The 19,747-nt window shown below is 53.3% G+C and carries 14 protein-coding genes and 2 pseudogenes; 7 read left to right on the top strand and 9 right to left on the bottom strand.

The features are described from left to right. Positions 1–115: 115 nt before the first annotated feature. The 3 genes from fldA to ybfF form a co-directional block, all read right to left on the bottom strand. Entirely contained in the window at positions 116–646 is a 531-nt protein-coding gene (gene fldA, locus D9736_RS19940; RefSeq protein WP_010346538.1) for a flavodoxin FldA, read from the bottom strand. 139 nt (positions 647–785) lie between these two features. Then, positions 786–1,079, bottom strand: coding sequence for a LexA regulated protein (ybfE, locus tag D9736_RS19935; protein ID WP_064528940.1), 294 nt, complete (start codon positions 1,077–1,079; stop codon positions 786–788). A gap of 139 nt (positions 1,080–1,218) precedes the next feature. Further along, a complete protein-coding gene (ybfF, locus tag D9736_RS19930; protein WP_130259007.1) occupies positions 1,219–1,983 on the bottom strand; it encodes an esterase in 765 nt (254 codons plus the stop codon). Between the two features lie 184 nt (positions 1,984–2,167). On the opposite strand from ybfF, the gene seqA reads away from it, so the two are divergent. Beyond that, positions 2,168–2,713 (top strand): replication initiation negative regulator SeqA, encoded by a 546-nt coding sequence (gene seqA, locus D9736_RS19925; RefSeq protein WP_024180018.1) that lies wholly within the window; start codon positions 2,168–2,170, stop codon positions 2,711–2,713. Between the two features lie 28 nt (positions 2,714–2,741). After that, complete coding sequence (pgm, locus tag D9736_RS19920; protein ID WP_130259006.1) at positions 2,742–4,382, top strand: phosphoglucomutase (alpha-D-glucose-1,6-bisphosphate-dependent); 1,641 nt, start codon at positions 2,742–2,744, stop codon at positions 4,380–4,382. A gap of 172 nt (positions 4,383–4,554) precedes the next feature. Here the strand turns inward: pgm and kdpE are convergent, their stop codons facing one another. From kdpE to kdpF, 6 genes are read right to left on the bottom strand one after another with little or no spacing between them, the layout of a single operon-like run. Further along, a complete protein-coding gene (gene kdpE / locus D9736_RS19915; protein ID WP_130259005.1) occupies positions 4,555–5,232 on the bottom strand; it encodes a two-component system response regulator KdpE in 678 nt (225 codons plus the stop codon). Further along, positions 5,229–7,913: a two-component system sensor histidine kinase KdpD gene (kdpD, locus tag D9736_RS19910; protein WP_130259004.1), complete on the bottom strand. Its 2,685-nt coding sequence runs from the start codon at positions 7,911–7,913 to the stop codon at positions 5,229–5,231. Before kdpD ends, kdpE begins: the two co-directional genes overlap by 4 nt. Beyond that, the gene (gene kdpC / locus D9736_RS19905) at positions 7,906–8,478 is read right to left on the bottom strand and encodes a K(+)-transporting ATPase subunit C (RefSeq protein ID WP_130259003.1); all 573 of its coding nucleotides are present in this window, start codon (positions 8,476–8,478) and stop codon (positions 7,906–7,908) included. The genes kdpD and kdpC overlap by 8 nt, the downstream gene beginning before the upstream one ends. A gap of 8 nt (positions 8,479–8,486) precedes the next feature. Further along, positions 8,487–10,535, bottom strand: coding sequence for a potassium-transporting ATPase subunit KdpB (gene kdpB, locus D9736_RS19900; protein WP_130259002.1), 2,049 nt, complete (start codon positions 10,533–10,535; stop codon positions 8,487–8,489). Positions 10,536–10,557: 22 nt separating this feature from the next. After that, positions 10,558–12,231 (bottom strand): potassium-transporting ATPase subunit KdpA, encoded by a 1,674-nt coding sequence (kdpA, locus tag D9736_RS19895; RefSeq protein ID WP_130259001.1) that lies wholly within the window; start codon positions 12,229–12,231, stop codon positions 10,558–10,560. Further along, positions 12,231–12,320: a K(+)-transporting ATPase subunit F gene (gene kdpF, locus D9736_RS19890; RefSeq protein ID WP_001365534.1), complete on the bottom strand. Its 90-nt coding sequence runs from the start codon at positions 12,318–12,320 to the stop codon at positions 12,231–12,233. Before kdpF ends, kdpA begins: the two co-directional genes overlap by 1 nt. Before the next feature lie 312 nt (positions 12,321–12,632). Between kdpF and D9736_RS19885 the strand changes: the two genes are divergently transcribed. From D9736_RS19885 to D9736_RS19865, 5 genes and pseudogenes are all read left to right on the top strand, one after another. Then, a complete protein-coding gene (locus D9736_RS19885) occupies positions 12,633–12,839 on the top strand; it encodes a YbfA family protein (protein ID WP_000424924.1) in 207 nt (68 codons plus the stop codon). 801 nt (positions 12,840–13,640) lie between these two features. Beyond that, positions 13,641–13,841, top strand: a pseudogene (locus D9736_RS19880) (DcrB-related protein); the annotation flags it as partial. Between the two features lie 18 nt (positions 13,842–13,859). Continuing rightward, positions 13,860–18,520: pseudogene (locus D9736_RS19875) on the top strand (RHS repeat-associated core domain-containing protein). Further along, a complete protein-coding gene (locus D9736_RS19870) occupies positions 18,507–18,956 on the top strand; it encodes a hypothetical protein (protein ID WP_130258999.1) in 450 nt (149 codons plus the stop codon). Before D9736_RS19875 ends, D9736_RS19870 begins: the two are co-directional and overlap by 14 nt. A 294-nt stretch (positions 18,957–19,250) precedes the next feature. Next, a partial coding sequence (locus D9736_RS19865) for an ISAs1 family transposase (RefSeq protein WP_130258998.1) occupies positions 19,251–19,747 on the top strand: 497 nt, incomplete at its 3' end.

Raw genomic sequence — 19,747 nt, 5'->3', positions numbered from 1 at the left:
CTTCAATACTGGAACATTGTACAGGTACTACGGCAAAAGTTACAAATTTGTAGCAATTATTTTGATTGGCATTATCTATTAATACGGCGTAGACATGAGTCTACGCCGCAGTACATCAGGCATTGATAATTTCGTCGAGATGCAGTTCTTCAGAAATTTGTTTTACCCATTTTTCTACACGTTCGGCAGTCAGTTCTGGCTGACGGTCTTCGTCGATAGCCAGGCCGACAAAGTGGTCATCATCCGCCAGACCTTTTGATGCTTCGAAATGATAGCCCGCAGTTGGCCAGTGACCGACGATGGTCGCACCGCGCGGTTCAATAATGTCACGAATGGTGCCTAAGGCGTCGCAGAAATATTCTGCGTAATCTTCCTGGTCGCCACAGCCAAACAGCGCAACCAGTTTACCATTGAAATCAATCTCTTCGAGAGTCGGAAAGAAGTCGTCCCAGTCACACTGTGCTTCGCCATAGTACCAGGTTGGGATGCCCAGCAGAAGAATGTCATAAGCTTCCAGATCTTCTTTGCTGCTTTTTGCAATGTCATGGACATCGGCAACGTCTTTACCAAGCTGTTTTTGAATCATTTTTGCGATATTTTCGGTATTACCGGTGTCGCTGCCGAAAAAGATGCCAGTGATAGCCATGAGTGAAATAACCTCTTGAAACTTATTGAAATGGGGGTGGCAAATTGCCCACGGATAAAGGCAATCATAGCAGAACAGGCAGTCTTGCGGAATCAGCAAACGAGCAGGACTGCACACTGTGCTACACGAAAGTGGATATTTAAACGATGCCCTGATTACGCAGCGCCGCCAGTTGCTGCATCAATATCTCTTCGATCAGTTCGCTACGGCTCATATTGCGCGACTCCGCCAGCTCGTTCAGCGCCTCGACAGCTTCCGCGTTCAGCTTCAGTTCGACACGCTTAAGGCCACGTACTTTGTCGCGTTTTAGCTGGTTGCGTTTATTAATACGCAGCTGTTCATCGCGCGAAAGCGGATTGGTTTTCGGTCGTCCCGGTCGACGCTCGTGCGCGAACAGATCTAATGTCGTACGGTCCGTTTGTTCTTTGGCCATGATCTTGGTGACTTCGGGGGAAACAATCAGCCAGGCGCCTGCCCGGATGGATAGCCCGCCATAATACAACAGCGTGAGGAATCTCGCCAACGCCCACGCGCGGAATGCCGCGCGGACGCTGGGTTTTTAATCAGTTGCGTTAATCATTAAGATAGCGACGGATAGCTCGCAGCACAGCATCCGGTTTTTCTGCGTGTACCCAATGACCCGCGCCTGCAATGACATGCGCCCGTGCTTGTGGGAATTGCGCCAGCAAATCATCACGATACTGTTCAGTAACATACGGGGAATTGCCGCCAGGAATAAACAGAGCAGGGTGGTTCCATGCCGGAATTTTCTCCCAGCCAACAATATGTGGATACTGATCCCATAATACTGGCACGTTAAAACGCCACTCACCGTCAACAAAAGATTTCAGCAGGAATTGAATCACGCCCTCTTCATTAATATATTGGCGCATCACTACAGCGGCCTGTTGGCGCGTTTGCGCGTCGGATTCACTGACCGCGTTGATAGCTGCGAAAATTTCATCATGACGGCGTACGTGATAATCCACCGGCGCGATATCGATCGCTACCAGTTTCTCGATGCGATCGGGCGCCAACGCGGTCAGTGCCATCACAGCTTTACCACCCATTGAGTGACCAATAAATGTCGCCTTATCGATCTGCAGCGCATCCAGAGTATCAACAAGATCCTGGGCCATCGCCGGGTAATTCATATGAGGATCTCGTGGCGAAAGTCCGTGGTTACGCATATCAACCTGGATGATATTGTGATCGTTTACCAGGTCGCGCGCCAGCACGCCGAGGTTGTCAAGGCTACCAAACAACCCGTGGACGAGGACGATGGGAGAATTATTATGCTGATTTTGTGCAGATTGCACGCGGATATTCAATTTCATGGCAAAGTTCTTTTTTTCGAGTAGTTGGGTTAGGGTATTATGTTGACCATTGTGCCACAGGGCTGCAACAGATAAGGTTTAATCCGATTTTTTCTGCAAGCCAGGCTTGACGCTATCCGCTGCCGGGATTTATTCATATACTCCTGGCGACTTGTATTCAGCTAAGACACCGCACTGGATTAAGATGAAAACGATTGAAGTTGATGATGAACTCTACAGCTATATTGCCAGCCACACTAAGCATATCGGCGAGAGCGCATCCGACATTTTACGGCGTATGTTGAAATTTTCCGCCGCATCACAGCCTGCTGCTCCGGTGACGAAAGAGGTTCGCATTGCGTCGCCTGCTATCGTCGAAGCGAAGCCGATCAAAACGGTGAAAGACAAAGTGCGCGCGATGCGTGAACTTTTGCTTTCCGATGAATACGCAGAGCAAAAGCGAGCGGTCAATCGCTTTATGCTGCTGTTGTCTACACTATATTCTCTTGACGCCCAGGCGTTTGCCGAGGCAACGGAATCGTTGCACGGCCGCACGCGCGTTTACTTTGCAGCAGATGAACAGACGCTGCTGAAAAATGGTAATCAGACCAAGCCGAAGCATGTGCCAGGCACGCCGTATTGGGTGATCACCAACACTAACACTGGCCGTAAATGCAGCATGATTGAACACATCATGCAGTCAATGCAATTCCCGGCGGAATTGATTGAAAAGGTTTGCGGGACAATTTAAAACAACGTTGCAGATAAAGGACAAAGCAATGGCAATCCACAATCGTGCAGGCCAACCTGCACAGCAGAGTGATTTGATAAACGTCGCCCAACTGACGGCGCAATATTATGTACTGAAACCAGAAGCAGGGAATGCGGAGCACGCGGTGAAATTCGGTACTTCCGGTCACCGTGGCAGTGCAGCGCGCCATAGCTTTAACGAGCCGCACATTCTGGCTATTGCTCAGGCGATTGCCGAAGAACGGGCGAAAAACGGCATCACTGGCCCTTGCTATGTGGGTAAAGATACTCACGCCCTGTCCGAACCTGCGTTTATTTCTGTACTGGAAGTGCTGGCAGCGAACGGGGTAGACGTTATTGTGCAGGAAAACAATGGCTTCACTCCGACACCTGCCGTCTCTAATGCCATTCTGGTTCACAATAAAAAAGGTGGACCGCTGGCAGATGGTATCGTGATTACGCCGTCCCATAACCCGCCGGAAGACGGTGGTATCAAGTACAACCCGCCAAATGGTGGCCCGGCTGATACCAACGTCACTAAAGTGGTGGAAGACAGGGCCAACGCGCTGATGGCCGATGGCCTGAAAGGCGTGAAGCGTATCACCCTCGACGAAGCGATGGCATCTGGTCATGTGAAAGAGCAAGATCTGGTGCAACCGTTCGTAGAAGGTCTGGCCGATATCGTTGATATGGCAGCGATTCAGAAAGCTGGCCTGACGCTGGGTGTTGATCCGCTGGGCGGTTCCGGTATCGAATACTGGAAGCGCATTGGCGAGTATTACAACCTCAACCTGACCATTGTTAACGATCAGGTCGATCAAACCTTCCGCTTTATGCACCTCGATAAAGACGGCGCAATCCGTATGGACTGTTCCTCTGAGTGTGCGATGGCGGGCCTGCTGGCGCTGCGTGATAAGTTTGATCTGGCGTTTGCCAACGACCCGGATTATGACCGTCACGGTATCGTCACTCCGGCTGGTTTGATGAACCCGAACCACTACCTGGCGGTGGCGATCAACTACCTGTTCCAGCATCGTCCGCAGTGGGGCAAAGATGTTGCCGTCGGTAAAACGCTGGTTTCATCTGCGATGATCGACCGTGTGGTCAATGACCTGGGCCGTAAACTGGTAGAAGTACCGGTAGGTTTCAAATGGTTTGTTGATGGTTTGTTCGACGGCAGCTTCGGCTTTGGCGGCGAAGAGAGTGCAGGCGCTTCCTTCCTGCGTTTCGACGGCACGCCGTGGTCCACCGATAAAGACGGCATCATTATGTGTCTGCTGGCGGCGGAAATCACCGCTGTCACCGGTAAGAACCCGCAGGAACACTACAACGAACTGGCAAAACGCTTTGGTGCGCCGAGCTATAACCGTTTGCAGGCAGCAGCGACTTCCGCACAAAAAGCGGCATTGTCTAAGCTGTCTCCGGAAATGGTGAGCGCCAGCACCCTGGCAGGCGACCCGATCACAGCGCGCCTGACCGCAGCGCCTGGCAACGGTGCTTCTATCGGCGGCCTGAAAGTGATGACTGACAACGGCTGGTTCGCCGCGCGTCCGTCAGGTACGGAAGACGCATACAAGATCTACTGCGAAAGCTTCCTCGGTGAAGAACATCGCAAGCAGATCGAGAAAGAAGCGGTTGAGATTGTTAGCGAAGTTCTGAAAAACGCGTAATCACATTAAATAAGAAAAAGGGCGGTCGGAAGATCGCCCTTTTTTACTTATGACTGCCTGATGCGCTACGCTTATCAGGCCTACGAGGATGGCGCAATATATTGAATTTGCGCGATTTTGTAGATTTCGTAGGCCGGATAAGGCGTTCACGCCGCATCCGGCATTTCAACCCCTAAAGCATAAACCGATACCCAATACCGGTTTCAGTAATGAAATGGCGGGGGCGAGCGGGATCCTGTTCCAGTTTTTGTCGCAGATGTCCCATATAAATACGCAAATAATGACTGTGTTCGACCGCGTTTGGCCCCCACACCTGGTTAAGGAGCTGGCGCTGGGTGAGCACTTTTCCGGCATTGTTGAGCAGCACGGCCAGCAGACGGAACTCAATCGGTGTTAGATGTACTTCTTCCTCACCCCGGTGAATCACCCGGGCGGCTAAATCGACGGTAACATCGGAAAATTTCACCACTGGCTCGGGCGCGGTGGTAGTTGAGTGGCGGCGTAACGCGACGCGCAGACGGGCCTGCAATTCGCCAATGCCAAACGGCTTACTCAGATAATCATCCGCTCCGGCATCCAGCGCGGCGATTTTGTCGCTCTCTTCGCTACGTGCGGAAAGCACAATCACCGGCACCGCGCTCCACTGGCGCAGGTCGCGGATAAACTCAATCCCATCACCATCGGGCAGGCCGAGATCGAGAATAATCAAATCTGGCTTACGGGTAGCCGCTTCCAGCAAGCCGCGTTGCAGCGTTTCGGCCTCAAAGACGCGCATCCCATCGCCCTCCAGCGCCGTGCGCAGAAAGCGACGAATAGCCTGTTCATCTTCAACAATCAGAACGTTTGTCACATATCCTCATGAAATTCTTCAAGTTCAGGAGCGGTTTGCTGGGGAAGTGTAACACGAAAACAGGCACCACCTTCCGGTCGGTTGAACGCGGTAATGGTGCCGCCGTGTACATCCACAATCGCCCGACAAATTGCCAGCCCAAGCCCTACACCCGGCACCGCCGACTCTTTATTCCCGCGAGCAAACTTATCAAATATCGTCTGCTCCTGGCCTTGCGGAAGACCGGGGCCGTTATCCCAGACATCCAGTTGTAGATTTTCGCCCTCAACGTGGGCATCGATACCAATTTCGGCCTGCGCACCCGCGTATTTCACCGCGTTCTCCAGCAGATTAATCAGCACCCGTTCAAAGAGCGGCCCGTCAACGTGGATTAAGGTCAGCGGTTCTGGCAGAGAAAGATTGATAGGCGACGATAAACCCGGTTCCAGCATTTGCAGCGCGCTGCCGACCACTTCTTCCAGCGTTAACCACTCTTTCTTCAAATTAAAGCCGCCGGACTGAATTCGCGCCATATCGAGCAGATTATTCACCAGTCGGGTCGTGTTCAGCACATGCTGACGAATCTCGCTGGCCTGGCGGGCGTGGGGCGATCCTTCGCTTGCCAGATCGAGCGTTAAGATTTCTGCCTGACCGAACAGCACCGTGAGCGGCGTGCGTAAATCATGCGAAAGCGCCGCCAGCAGAGCGTTGCGGATCTGTTCACGTTCGCTTGCCATCCGCGCCTGTTCTTCGCTGGCGGTCAGTGTCAGCCGCTCAAGGGCATTGGCGACTAACAGCGTAAATGTCTCCAGCAGGCGCTGCTGTTCCGGGATCATCAACTGGCGCAGATTCCCCGGTTCCACCACCACCAGTCCGTAGGTTTTCTCGCCGCTTTTTAGCGGCAAAATCTGGTACGGTACACCGGGTAACGTGTCGGTGCCCGCGCCCGCAGGCAGGCCTTTATCAAAACTCCACTGCGCGATGGCATCGTCCCACGGCGTCATTCCTTGCGGATGTGTTAACGGTTGCAATTTATCGTTGTCATCGGGTAACAGCACCTGACTGCGAGCATGAAACGTGGAGGCAATAAATTGTTCGCTGGTGGCGGCGATATCCTGCGAACTGCGGCCCACCGCCAGAGCTTTGGACATTTCATATAAGTGCCGTGTGCGTTGCTCGCGGTAACGGGCTACTCGCGCCTGATAACGCACGCCAGCAGTAAGATTCCCGATCACCAGCCCGACGGTTAACATCACCGTGAAGGTCAGCAGATACTGCACATCAGAGACGGCGAGCGTGCCGCGTGGGGCGATAAAAAAGAGATCGAAACTCACCACATTAATGACGGTAGCAACCACCGAAGGCCAGCGTCCATAAAATAGCGCCACCACCACCACGCCAAGCAGATACAGCATCACCAGGTTGGCGGCATCAAACGCCATCAGCCACTGCATGGCAATTAAGGTGATAACGGCGCATAACGCGGCGGCAACCACGCATCCCTGAATCTGTACCCGCCACTTGTCTTTAAAAGAGCGGCTATCCGGCGCGTTGTTAATCGTGCGGGCGGGTGGTTCATCAAGCGCGACCAGCACCTGATCGAGATCGGGGGCGATACGCGCCAGTCGGTCAGCAAACGTTTCCCGACGCCACCAGCGGCGCGAGGCCGGGCGACCGAGAATAATCTTGCCGAGATTATGTTCACGGGCATAACGCACTACCGCTTTCTCTTCCGCTGGATCAGAAAGTGTTGCCGTCTCTGCGCCCAGCTCCTGCGCCAGACGTAAGGCGCTGAGAATTGCCCGACGTTTTTTCTCCGGTAAGCGATGCAGGGCAGGGGTTTCAACATACACCGCGTGCCAGACGCTACCCAGCCGTGACGCCAGCCGCGCCGCCGCGCGGACCAGTTTCTCACTGCCGGTGTTATGCCCGATGCATAAAAGGATCGCGTCGCGCGTGTGCCAGACTTTCTCTTCGCCAGGATGCCCCCGCCAGGCGCGCATTTGTTCATCTACGCGATCGGCAGTACGGCGCAGTGCCAGCTCGCGCAGGGCGATCAGATTGCCTTTGCGGAAAAAATGTTCAATGGCGCGCTCCGCCTGCCCGGCAATATAGACTTTGCCTTCTTTCAACCGCTGGCGCAGATCGTCCGGGGGCAAGTCCACCAGCACTACGTCGTCGGCGGCATCGAAAAAAGGATCGGGCACGGTTTCCCGTACCTGAATTCCGGTGACGCCGCTGACCACATCATTCAGACTTTCCAGATGCTGAACGTTGACGGTAGTGAAAACATCAATGCCAGCTTCCAGCAGCTCTTCGATGTCCTGCCAGCGTTTAGGATGACGAGAACCTGGCGCATTACTGTGCGCCAGTTCGTCCATTAAGATCAGCGCCGGACGGCGTGCGAGGGCGGCATCAAGATCAAACTCGCTGATATGCCGCCCACGATGTGCCTGGCGTTTCAGTGGCAGAACAGCCAGACCTTCCAGCATTGCGGCGGTATCTTTCCGCCCGTGGGTTTCTACCACGCCAACCACAATATCCAGCCCTTGCGCCCGCAGTCGCTGGGCTTCTGCCAGCATCGCCCAGGTCTTCCCGACGCCTGCGCAGGCACCGAAGAAAACTTTCAGCTTCCCCCGATGCGGCGCGGCAGTTCGTTCCAGCAGGCGATCGGGGTCGGGACGTAAGGGTTCGTTATTCATCAAGCTTATCCAGCGCCAGATTGAGTTCGACAATGTTGACGACCGGCTGGCCGATATATTTCACCAGCGGTTGTTGGCTGTATTTTGCGATCAGTTGCGTGAGCTGTTCAACGCTGAGATTACGCGCTTTCGCGATACGTGGGATCTGCCAGGCCGCCGCTTGCGGGGTGATGTTATTGTCCAGCCCGCTTGCCGACGCCGTCACCAGTTCAACCGGAACGCTCGTGCTGGCATCCGGGTTAGCGGCCCGTAATGCAGCAACGCGTGCGGCTATTAGTTTATCCAGCTCAGGGTTACTGACCGCCAGATTGCTCCCGCCAGAAGCCTGTGGATTATAGGGCATTTCTGCCGTTGCCGACGGGCGACCCTGAAAATAGCCGTTGCCGGTAAAATTCTGCCCGATTAATGCCGAACCGCGCACCGTATCACCTTCACGGATCAACGAACCGTTGGCCTGCCAGGGAAACCACCATTGCCCCAGCGCGGTGGTCAGCAACGGGTAAACGCCGCCAGTAATCAATAACAGAAAGATAAATGTCGATAATGCCGGACGTAATCCACGCATGGTAAACCTCACACCAGACCGCAAACGGTCAGCAGTAAATCAATGACTTTGATACCAATAAACGGCACCAGTAGCCCGCCCAGACCGTAAATCCATAAGTTACGGCGCAACATGGCAGAAGCGGTAAGCGGTTTATAACTCACGCCTTTTAATGCCAGGGGAATCAAAAAGACGATAATCAAGGCGTTGAAAATGACCGCACTGAGAATGGCGGAGTCGGGCGAATGCAGGCGCATGATGTTCAGCGCATTTAGCTGCGGATACGTTGCCGCGAATGCCGCTGGAATAATGGCGAAGTATTTCGCCACATCGTTGGCAATGCTGAAGGTGGTCAGCGAGCCACGGGTCATCAGCATCTGTTTGCCAATATGCACCACCTCGATCAACTTAGTCGGGTTAGAGTCGAGATCCACCATATTGCCCGCTTCTTTCGCCGCCTGAGTACCAGAGTTCATCGCCACCGCGACATCTGCCTGCGCCAGCGCCGGAGCATCGTTGGTGCCGTCGCCGGTCATCGCCACCAAACGGCCTTCCGCCTGATACTGACGAATCAATGCCAGCTTGGCCTCCGGTGTCGCTTCGGCGAGAAAATCATCGACACCCGCTTCCGCAGCAATGGCGGCGGCAGTCAGACGGTTATCGCCGGTAATCATCACTGTTTTAATGCCCATTTGGCGCAGTTGCGCGAAACGCTCTTTAATGCCGCCTTTGACGATATCTTTCAGCGCAATAACGCCCAGCACGCGGGAACCTTCCACCACCACCAGCGGCGTAGCCCCCTGACGCGCAACCTGATCGACTTTTTGATCAACATCGGCAGGGAAGTGACCACCGTTAGCTTCAACATGGCGGCGAATGGCATCGACAGAACCTTTACGGATCATGCGGTTGTCGATGTTGATCCCGCTCATCCGGCTTTGCGCAGTAAACGGTACAAAGGTGGCATGGAGCGACTGCACATCGCGCTCGCGCAGGTTAAAACGTTGCTTGGCGAGGATCACAATGCTGCGGCCTTCCGGCGTTTCGTCAGCCAGCGAAGCCAGTTGTGCGGCGTCGGCCAGCGTTTTTTCCTCTACGCCCTGCGCGGGGATAAACTCCGATGCCTGACGGTTACCCAGCGTGATGGTGCCGGTTTTATCCAGCAGCAGGACGTCAACGTCACCTGCCGCTTCAACTGCACGTCCGCTGGTGGCAATCACATTTGCGCCCAGCATCCGACTCATCCCGGCGACGCCGATCGCTGACAACAGGCCGCCAATAGTGGTTGGGATCAGACAGACCAGCAGCGCCACCAGTACCGTTACACTGACTGCATTACCGCCCCACGCGGAAAACGGCCACAGCGTGGCGGTTGCCAGTAAAAAGACGATAGTCAGGGCAATCAGCAGGATGGTCAGGGCAATCTCGTTCGGCGTTTTGCGTCGCTGTGCGCCTTCCACCATCGCGATCATCCGATCCAGAAACGTCTCGCCGGGGTTAACGCTACACTCAATCACCAGCCAGTCAGAAAGAATACGCGTGCCGCCGGTGACGGAGGCAAAATCGCCGCCGGATTCACGGATCACCGGTGCCGATTCCCCGGTGATGGCGCTTTCATCGACCGATGCGCCCCCTTCAATGACTTCACCATCGCAGGGGATAATATCGCCAGCTTCTACCAGTACGATATCGCCTTTACGCAGTTGATCGGCAGGAACTTTGTCCGCCGCAGCGCCATATTTCGGTTCGCGCAGCTTGCGGGCAAAGGCAGTTTTTTTCACCCCTTTCAGACTGTTGGCCTGCGCTTTACTGCGGCCTTCTGCCAGCGCCTCGGCGAAATTAGCGAACAGTACGGTGACCCACAGCCAGCCGCTAATTGCCGCGCTAAACAGCGCATTGCCAGGCATCGCACCGCTTGCCATCGCGATGCTAATACAGGTGGTCAGCAGACTTCCGATCCAGACGATAAACATCACCGGATTGCGCCATTGCGCCTGCGGGTTTAATTTTTTCACCGCTTCTTTCAGCGCCTGAACGACAAGTGTTGGTTCGAATAGCGCCAGTTGTTTACGACTCATATTCAGTGCTCACTCAATATCATCAGGAGAGATATTCCGCCACCGGACCAAGCGCCAGGGCAGGGATAAAGGTCAGTGCGCCAACCAGCAACACGGTGCCGATTAACAGGCCAACAAACAGCGGGCCGTGTGTAGGCAGTGTGCCGGAGCTGGCGGGTTGGCTCTTTTTACTCACCAGCGAACCGGCAATTGCCATCACCGGGATAATCACCCCGAAGCGACCGACAAACATGCAAAACGCCAGCAAACAGTTCCAGAATGGAGAGTTGGCGCTTAATCCGGCAAAGGCGCTGCCGTTGTTGTTAGCGGCGGATGACACGGCGTACAGCACTTCGCTAAAACCATGCGGGCCAGGGTTGAGCATGGCGCTACGTCCGGCGTCGGTCATCATTGCCAGCGCCGCGCCCATCAGCACCAGCGTCGGGGTGACCAGAATCGCCAGCGCGGTCAGTTTCATCTCGCGTACGTCGATTTTTTTACCCAGATATTCCGGTGTACGACCAATCATCAGCCCGGCAATAAACACCGCCAGCAGGACAAACAGCATCATGCCGTAAAGACCAGAACCGACACCGCCGAATACCACTTCACCAATTTGCATCAGCCACATCGGCACCATGCCACCGAGGGCGGTAAACGAATCATGCATCGCAATCACCGCGCCGCAGGAAGCCGCCGTAGTCACGACCGCAAACAGGCTACTGACCAACACGCCGAACCGGCTCTCTTTACCTTCCATATTGATGCTGCTGTCCGCGCCCAGTGCCAGCAGATGAGGATTACCCTGAACTTCTGCCCACATCACCACGCCTACGCAGATGACAAAAATCACCGACATCGCCCACAGCAACATGCGCCCCTGGCGGCGATCGCCCGCCACTTCGCCAAAGGCAAAGCACAGCGCTGTTGGGATCAAGAAGATCGCCAGCATTTGCACGAAGTTGGTCAGTGCGGTTGGGTTTTCAAACGGATGCGACGAGTTGGCATTAAAGAAGCCACCGCCGTTAGTACCGAGCATCTTGATCGCTTCCTGAGAAGCCACCGGACCCATTGGTAACAGCTGTTGTGCTCCTTCAATGGTCGTCACGGCCTGATAAGGCTGAAAGTTTTGCAACGCACCTTGTTGAATAAAAAACAGCGCGATCAACAACGCCACAGGGGCTAACACCCATAACGTGATGCGTAGCACATCGACCCAGGCATTCCCAAGTGTGCTCATGCTCTGGCGGGTAAATGCACGGATGAGGGCAAAAATCACCGCAATCCCGCTGGCGGCAGAAAGAAAGTTTTGCACCGTTAAGCCCGCCATCTGGCTGAAATAGCTCAACGTGGTTTCACCGCTATAAGATTGCCAGTTGGTGTTAGTGACAAAGCTGACGGCGGTATTCAGCGCCAGATCCCACGACAGCCCCGGCAGCTGCTGTGGATTAAGTGGCAGATAGTGCTGGCCGAGCAACATAAAAAACAGCACCGCCAGCCCCAGTATGTTCAGGCCGAGAATGGCACAGAGATATTGCTTCCAGTTCATCTCACGTTCAGAGACGCCAAGTACACGAAAGAGTACGCGTTCAACACCCGCTGTACCGGGAAGAGGTATGTCATTAATCAACCGTGCCAGCCCGCTGCCTAAAGGACGCGCCAGCACCATTAATACCAGTAAAAACGTGGCGATCAGTAAGAACCCTTGCGCAGCCATCAGAACGCCTCCGCATTGATCAGGGCATAAACCAGATAACCCAGTAATAAAAACACCAGCAACACGCCGGCTATCACGCCTGCACTCACAGTGCACCTCCAGTGGCCTAAAAGTGATACCGGAAGGGTAGAATTCTGGCTGCAAAGATTTCGCAAAAATCTGCGGGCGGGGTGTAAAAAAAGTATAAAAATGGCAAAAGCCATGATTTAACTAATGATTAGTATTAATTTAACTTTCATGTAACTTAATTACACGGTGAATGTAAATAAACCATCAATAAGCAAAAATAAGTGGTCGGATGAGTAGTAAAATTACACAAAAGGCGGTACTATTTTCATCAGATAAACAAATTCATTTTTCCGGTGCCATTCACCGGGTAGATACAAAAGGGGGAGAAAAGTATGGAACTCTACAGAGAATATCCTGCATGGCTTATCTTTTTACGCCGTACTTATGCGGTTGCAGCGGGCGTTCTTGCGCTGCCTTTCATGCTTTTCTGGAAAGACCGCGCCCGCTTTTACAGCTACCTGCATCGCGTCTGGTCGAAAACCAGCGATAAACCGGTGTGGATGGATCAGGCCGAAAAGGCAACCGGCGATTTTTACTGATTGCCTGCGCGCTTAAGCCAGCCTCGTATCAGGGGGCTGGTTTAGGTGTTTTACATCAACGTCTTCCATGATAATTAACATGGAAGACGTTTCCATCGTGTTATTCATTTCATCACTGTTTTAGCATCAAGTTTCAATAGTATCCTTTCATAGGGCTACCCAGGATGCGGTCACCTTCATTGTTGCTCTAAGCGACTAGATCATCAGAAATCTCCAGTTAGGTTGCATACATCCTTACACACTTTCCTGAAACTTCAGGGTAAGGTGAGAAAGCTTTTCTAATTCCTGCATCTAAATAAATTCCGAATTTTGCTATTAATATCGCTACCGCAATAAAAACAGATAGTAAAGAGAGTAATATATACTTTATTGATATGTTAAGAATAATTGATTGTTAACATATCTAATGGGATAAGATGTGTTGCTGTTAATGAAAATATCCAAGATTTATAGTTGATAATTATAATACACCCGATCTCTCAGCCCTTTCTGTGCAAGATGCAATTTTATAAGCTGTCCATTTTTTATATGGAGGCGGTAGCGTGTCTGTTACTCGTGATTTTATTTACATGGTGAATGTGTTGGGATTGTTAAATACATAACTATGTATCCGCTCTGGTCGTTGTAAATATTGCTAATCGCTTAATGTTATTAGTGATTATGGCTGGAAAAATAAAATGTGCTGTAAAGCGGTGATGGGTATTACATTCATGATTAAAAAAACAGAACCTGTCAATAAATAATTCATTTATTAAAAAGGACTATTTCCATTATGACGGAATATTATCTCAATGAGACTGTTTGGAAATACAGAGCCAGTTTCTCCGGGGTAACGAGCATGTGTACCAGTGTCAGGTGGCATTTGTATTGCCGGGTGAGCGGGTCATGATGGCCTTCACCTACGCCAGAACCACACCCCTGACCCCGGCAGATATGACGCGCTGGGCTGAAATTAAAAAGAATCTGCGCTTCAGGATACGGCAGGAAGCCAGGACGAATTAATCACACAGGGAACGGGACATGGAAGATGCATTCTGGGCGGCAAGACAGGGTGATGCCCTGCTGCATACGTCGTTTATGGCAGATGTGCTGGGGGCGGTGCTGGAGGTGGCCGCAAATGTCGTTATTGATGCCCTCATTGTCGGCGCAACCTCGTTACTGGCGGCGTCAGTGGGGTTCACGATGGGATGCACGGCCGTCGTGCTGACCGGTTTTGTGGTGGGTGTGGCGATGGTGTACACCGGCGTGACAGAAACGGTCAGCGAAGCCTGTTCAGACCTCGCAAATATGCTTTTCCCTCCTCAGATTGAAGGTTACATCCTCACCGGCTCTGGCGACACATGGATCAACAGCAAACCTGCCGCGCGGGCAGCGGCTACTGCGGCATCGCGGCAGGACATTGAGGCGCAGGAAGCGCAGGCGAAGGCAGAACAGGAAGAAGCGCAGCGTCAGGAGGATGCCAGAACGTTCCGGGATGTCGCCGGGGAATATCTGGAAATGGCGGGGGCAATAGCCCTGGCGGTTAACCCGGTAACAGGGCCTGTGCTGATGTCCCGTGCGCTGCACGACCAGCTCAGTACGGAAGAAGGGCGTTCTGAAATGGTGGATGGCGTGACACATTTTGTTTCGGAACTATGGCAGCCCACTGTGGCCAGCGCGGCCCCTGGCTCCACCCCGACCCCTGACGATAAAATCGACTGCCATAAACATCCCTCCTCACTGACTCAGTTACTCGCACAAAAAAAAGCCGCCTTTCTGGATGACCCTCCGGGAACGGCCCTTAACCTGTTGAGTCCGGACGGTATGCTGGAAACCGCCTTTCAGGGAGTGAATGCGGTTATTGGCAGTATCAGTAATCTGTTCAAAGGCGATGACGAGCCGCCCGCGGCGGAATATATCGCGGAAGGCGCGCGGGATGTGCGTATCAACAGTCAGCCGGCGGCACGCAGCGGGGCACGCTGCACCTGCGAGGCCAGGGTGGTGAATGAGCCGGGGGACGGGGCGTTTGTGTCACCGGATGTGCGCATTGGCGGTCCGTTACTGGTGGTCAGGGATATCAGAAGCGGCAGGTCGCAGATAACCCTGGTGGCAACCGTGGCGCTGATGTTACTTCGCCCGGGCAAAATGCTTTCTAAAATCGCCTGTTTTGCTGCCAGTATCGGGATGAGCATGCTGACGCAGAAGGCCACCACAGCCCTTCCGCATCCGGTCAATGCCGCCACCGGGGCCAAATACCTGGCCGATGACGATGACTTCGATTTCAGCCTGCCGGGCCACTTTCCGCTGGACTGGCAGCGCGTGTACAGCAGTCGTGACGAACGAACGGAAGGGATGTTTGGTTAGGGCTGGAGTGTGATGTATGAAGTCAGCCTCGTGCGCACGCCGGGTAACGCGGACGAAAACTGCATGACCTTTGTGTCGGGCATGGGGCGACGCCTGGATATGGAAGCCGTACTGCCGGGGGGCGGGTTTTACAGCCCCGGCGAAGGACTGGCAGTACGGCGTGGTGAGCAGGGGCACTGGCTTATCAGCAGCGATGACGGACAGTTTTTTCTGTTTGAAGCCGACCCGCATCACCCGCAGTGCCAGCGGCTGAAAATGCTGGGCGACCGTAACAGCAACTGTCTGAATCTGTACTACGACGACCGGGGACGCATCACTGAAATCAGCGGCGAACAGCAGCGTCCGTGCATCCGTCTGTATTACGAACTGGCGGCGCATCCCCGGCGGGTGACACAGATTTATCAGCATTTCCCTGAGGCTGCTCCTTTACTGCTGCGTCGTTACAGCTATGACGAGGCCGGCGACCTGAACGGCGTGTACGACAGCACGGGGCAGCTGCTGCGTGAGTTTGCTTACGACGAAAACCACTGCATGACGCTGCACCGCCAGCCCGGTGGTGAAGGATATTATTACCAGTGGGGCTGGTATGAAGGGCCGGATGATGCAGGCTGGCGCGTGACGGGCCACCATACCGACAGTGGTGCGCGATACCGTCTGGACTGGCGGATGGCTGAACGTGTGGTATGTGTGACAGACGGGATGGGCCGGACCCGCTTTCATCAGTGGGATGCACAGAATCAGGTGACGGCGTACCAGGACGAAGCCGGGCAGGTGATGACGTTCCGCTGGAGCGACGAAGAACGACTGTTGCTGGGGATGACCGACGCTCAGGGCGGCAAATGGCGCTATGTGTATGACCGCCTGGGGCATATCTCGGAGACGCACGACCCGCTGGGGCGGGTGGCACAGACACAGTGGCACCCGGTGTGGCACGAACCGGAAACGGAAGTGGATGCAGCGGGGAACAGCTGGCGGTGTGAGTACGATGAACGCGGCAATCTTCTTGCCGTGACCGACCCGCTGCAACAGAACACCCGGTATCAGTATGACCGCCACGGCCAGGTGGTACAGATAACCGATGCCCGTGGGGGGAATAAATACCTTCAGTGGAACGAAGACGGGCAGCTCATGCGACATACGGACTGTTCCGGCTCGCAGACGGCCTGGTTCTACGACGCACGCACGCGGCTGATACGGATGACTGACGCGCAGAGCCACAGCACGCGCTACGGGTATGACGACAGCGGTCACCTGGTGGAGGTGATACTGGCGGACGGCCGCACGGTGAATTACCAGTCAGACGCGGCGGGCAGGCTGGTGAAGTACACCAGCCCGATGGGGAGGATAACGCGCTGGCAACGCGACGGGCAGGGCCGGGTGCGCAGCCGGACGGACGCGACGGGGCGCAGGACGGCGTTCGGGTACGACGCTTACGGGCGGCTGACCCGGCTGACAAACGAGAACGGAGAACGCTATCAGTTCCGCCACGATGTGCTGGACCGTCTGGCGGAGCAGATAAACCCGGACGGTTGCCGCCAGGCGTACCGTTACAACGCGCTGAACGCGGTCACGGAAGTGGTGTTCACCGGGGACCGGGGCGGTGAAATCCGCCACCGGCTGGCGCGTGATGCGGTGGGCCGGCTCACGGCAAAGGAGACAGCCGATAGCCGTACGGAATACGTCTGTGATGCGGCAGACCAGTTACTGGAAATCCGCCGCCGGAGGTCGGATGCCGGGGAAACGGGCGCACCGGAGATTATCCGCTTCAGTTACGACAGACTGGGGCGGATGCTGAGCGAGGAGACGGCGCAGGGCATCCTGACCCACCAGTACGATGAACTGGGCAACCGGACTGCCACCACCTTTCCGGACGGCAGAACGCAGCGCCATCTGTACTACGGGAGCGGACATCTCCAGCAGATAAATCTGGACCGGGAGGTCATCAGCGAGTTCACACGTGACGCCCTGCACCGGGAGGTGCTCAGAAGTCAGGGGCGACTGAGCACGCGGCAGCTTTACGACCCCGCCGGGCGGCTGAAGCGCAGGGAGACATACAGCGGGATGCGCGGGGTGGTACCGGAGACGTTCACGGACCGGCAGTACAGCTACAGCGGCGAGGATGAACTGCTGAAGACGCGGCACAGCCGGCGGGGGGAAACGGATTACTTCTATGACCCCACGGGGCGCATCACGGCGTGTCGTTCGGAGGATGAGGGGTATCTGGCGAGCTGGCAGTACGACGCGGCGGGAAACCTGCTGGGGAGGCGCGCGGGGGAAAGGGCCACGGCAGAAAACAGCGTGGTGCCGTTCAACCGGCTGATGTCTTACCGTGGCGTGCACTACCGTTATGACGAACACGGCCGGACGGTGGAAAAGCAGGGCCGGAGCGGAACGCAGAGTTACCGTTATGATGCGGAACACCGGATGGTGGAAGTGACGACAGTGCGGGGAACGTACCGGTATGTGTACGATGCGCTGGGGAGGCGGACGGAAAAACAGCACATCAGCCCTGACGGTAAGCCGTACAACCGGACAAAATTTTTATGGGACGGAATGCGGCTGGCGCAGGAGAGCAGGCCAGAGGGAACAGGCAGCCTGTATATCTACAGGGACCAGGGAAGTTATGAACCGCTGGCGCGGGTGGATAAGGCGGGCAAAGAGGGACCGAACCGGATACTGTATTTTCACACAGATGTGAACGGCGCGCCGGAAGAGATGACGGACAGTGACGGGAGAATCGTGTGGGAGACGGGGTATCAGGTCTGGGGTAACACGATACAGGAGAAGGACCACGGCAGGGTGGAGCAGAACCTGCGCTACCAGGGACAGTACCTCGACAGGGATACAATCTGCACAGGTACTATGATCCGGATGTCGGGCGGTTCATGGTAACGGACCCGATAGGGCTGGCGGGGGGGCTGAACTTATATGCTTATGCGCCTAATCCATTGTCATGGGTCGATCCACTTGGTTTATTGAGATGTGGTCTGACTGGTAATGAAGTCGGTAATGCATCAAATTTACCTGTTATACGACCTGGCACAAAAGAATGGAGGCAGGCTGTTGAGGCTATCAGAAGCGGTAAAAATACTAACTTCAGGGTAGCAAGCGAAAAAGATGCTGTAGATCTTATTAGTCAGGGCCGTGGACGTATGCAAAGACAAGGTGCTCCTAGCGATCCCTATAATGAGATGGGTGAGTCTTACAAGAAAGGATATGAAGTTCATCCAAATGAATCACATACGCAAAATGCACCTGAAAATGACATACCCCATGTCAAATGGAAAGATTGGGAATCGGGAAAATCTAGCGGAGGAAGAGGCCATGTCTTTTTCTGAATATGAAGAATTTTTTGAAATATGGCGTTTTGAGGATTGCTCTGAACTAATGCAAGCTGTTCAGTGCGGAGATATAATATTCTTTAATAAAGAACAGAGTAAAATTCTTTGGTCTATGTTTGTCTCACCAAATGTGAAACATCTGATGAGAATGGATATGAAAGTATTCTCGAATATAGAATATTGCGATGTCGATTTCGACATAAAGGAATCGGCTGATGATTTATTCTCGAGATTTAATGAATTATCTGACTGTCCTCAATCTGTTTTTTTATTCTTTGGTGAGAAACATCTATGTATAACTCCATATTCTCTTTTACAGAAATATTGGAATTATTATTTTTTACCATCAGATGAGACAACTATAATTATCACACCTCAAAATAAGTATTTTCTTTTCTCTTATGAGGAGCGCTTTTTTATTGTAACCAGATAATTGCTTATAATAAATAGGGCAGTGGTAATAGGATATTGAACAGTAAAGGGCAGCCCGTGAAAACAAGACAATACGAATTTATTGATGGTGAAGGTAAGTCTGTTTTATACAAGAACATAGTTTAGGACATGAGAAAGATACATCAGGGCACAGGGAAAGATCATCAGAAGTACACTTTTTGTACTAAATAATTCGCATTTTATGTTTAAAAATTGAGATATTCCTCATTACCTGAAGCTGTTTTTTATTACTTATATATGATCAAATACTCCTTACATAATTAAGGAGAGCAAAATGGAACTTAAAAAATTGATGGAACATATTTCTATAATTCCCGATTACAGACAAGCCTGGAAAGTGGAACATAAATTATCGGATATTCTACTGTTGACTATTTGTGCCGTTATTTCTGGTGCAGAAGGATGGGAAGATATAGAGAATTTTGGGGAAACACATCTCGATTTTTTGAAGCAATATGGTGATTTTGAAAATGGTATTCCTGTTCACGATACCATTGCCAGAGTTGTATCCTGTATCAGTCCTGCAAAATTTCACGAGTGCTTTATTAACTGGATGCGTGACTGCCATTCATCAAATGATAAAGACGTCATTGCAATTGATGGAAAAACGCTCCGGCATTCTTATGACAAGAGTCGCCGCAAGGGAGCGATTCATGTCATTAGTGCGTTCTCAACAATGCACAGTCTGGTCATCGGACAGATCAAGACAGATGAGAAATCTAATGAGATCACAGCTATCCCTGAACTTCTTAACATGTTGGATATTAAAGG

This window comes from Escherichia sp. E10V10 (assembly GCF_004211985.1).
In the GTDB taxonomy this organism is placed as follows: Bacteria; Pseudomonadota; Gammaproteobacteria; order Enterobacterales; family Enterobacteriaceae; genus Escherichia.
Note: the sequence above shows the minus strand (reverse complement) of the source record. Positions and strands in the feature narration are given on the sequence as shown.

What these genes read in the sequence shown, in the direction of transcription:
- kdpB (WP_130259002.1), bottom strand. Translation starts at nt 10,535, where the DNA reads ATGAGTCGTAAACAACTGGCGCTATTCGAACCAACACTTGTCGTTCAG.
- kdpA (WP_130259001.1), bottom strand. Translation starts at nt 12,231, where the DNA reads ATGGCTGCGCAAGGGTTCTTACTGATCGCCACGTTTTTACTGGTATTA.
- ybfE (WP_064528940.1), bottom strand. Translation starts at nt 1,079, where the DNA reads ATGGCCAAAGAACAAACGGACCGTACGACATTAGATCTGTTCGCGCAC.
- fldA (WP_010346538.1), bottom strand. Translation starts at nt 646, where the DNA reads ATGGCTATCACTGGCATCTTTTTCGGCAGCGACACCGGTAATACCGAA.
- D9736_RS19885 (WP_000424924.1), top strand. Translation starts at nt 12,633, where the DNA reads ATGGAACTCTACAGAGAATATCCTGCATGGCTTATCTTTTTACGCCGT.
- D9736_RS19870 (WP_130258999.1), top strand. Translation starts at nt 18,507, where the DNA reads ATGTCTTTTTCTGAATATGAAGAATTTTTTGAAATATGGCGTTTTGAG.
- ybfF (WP_130259007.1), bottom strand. Translation starts at nt 1,983, where the DNA reads ATGAAATTGAATATCCGCGTGCAATCTGCACAAAATCAGCATAATAAT.
- seqA (WP_024180018.1), top strand. Translation starts at nt 2,168, where the DNA reads ATGAAAACGATTGAAGTTGATGATGAACTCTACAGCTATATTGCCAGC.
- kdpC (WP_130259003.1), bottom strand. Translation starts at nt 8,478, where the DNA reads ATGCGTGGATTACGTCCGGCATTATCGACATTTATCTTTCTGTTATTG.
- pgm (WP_130259006.1), top strand. Translation starts at nt 2,742, where the DNA reads ATGGCAATCCACAATCGTGCAGGCCAACCTGCACAGCAGAGTGATTTG.
- kdpD (WP_130259004.1), bottom strand. Translation starts at nt 7,913, where the DNA reads ATGAATAACGAACCCTTACGTCCCGACCCCGATCGCCTGCTGGAACGA.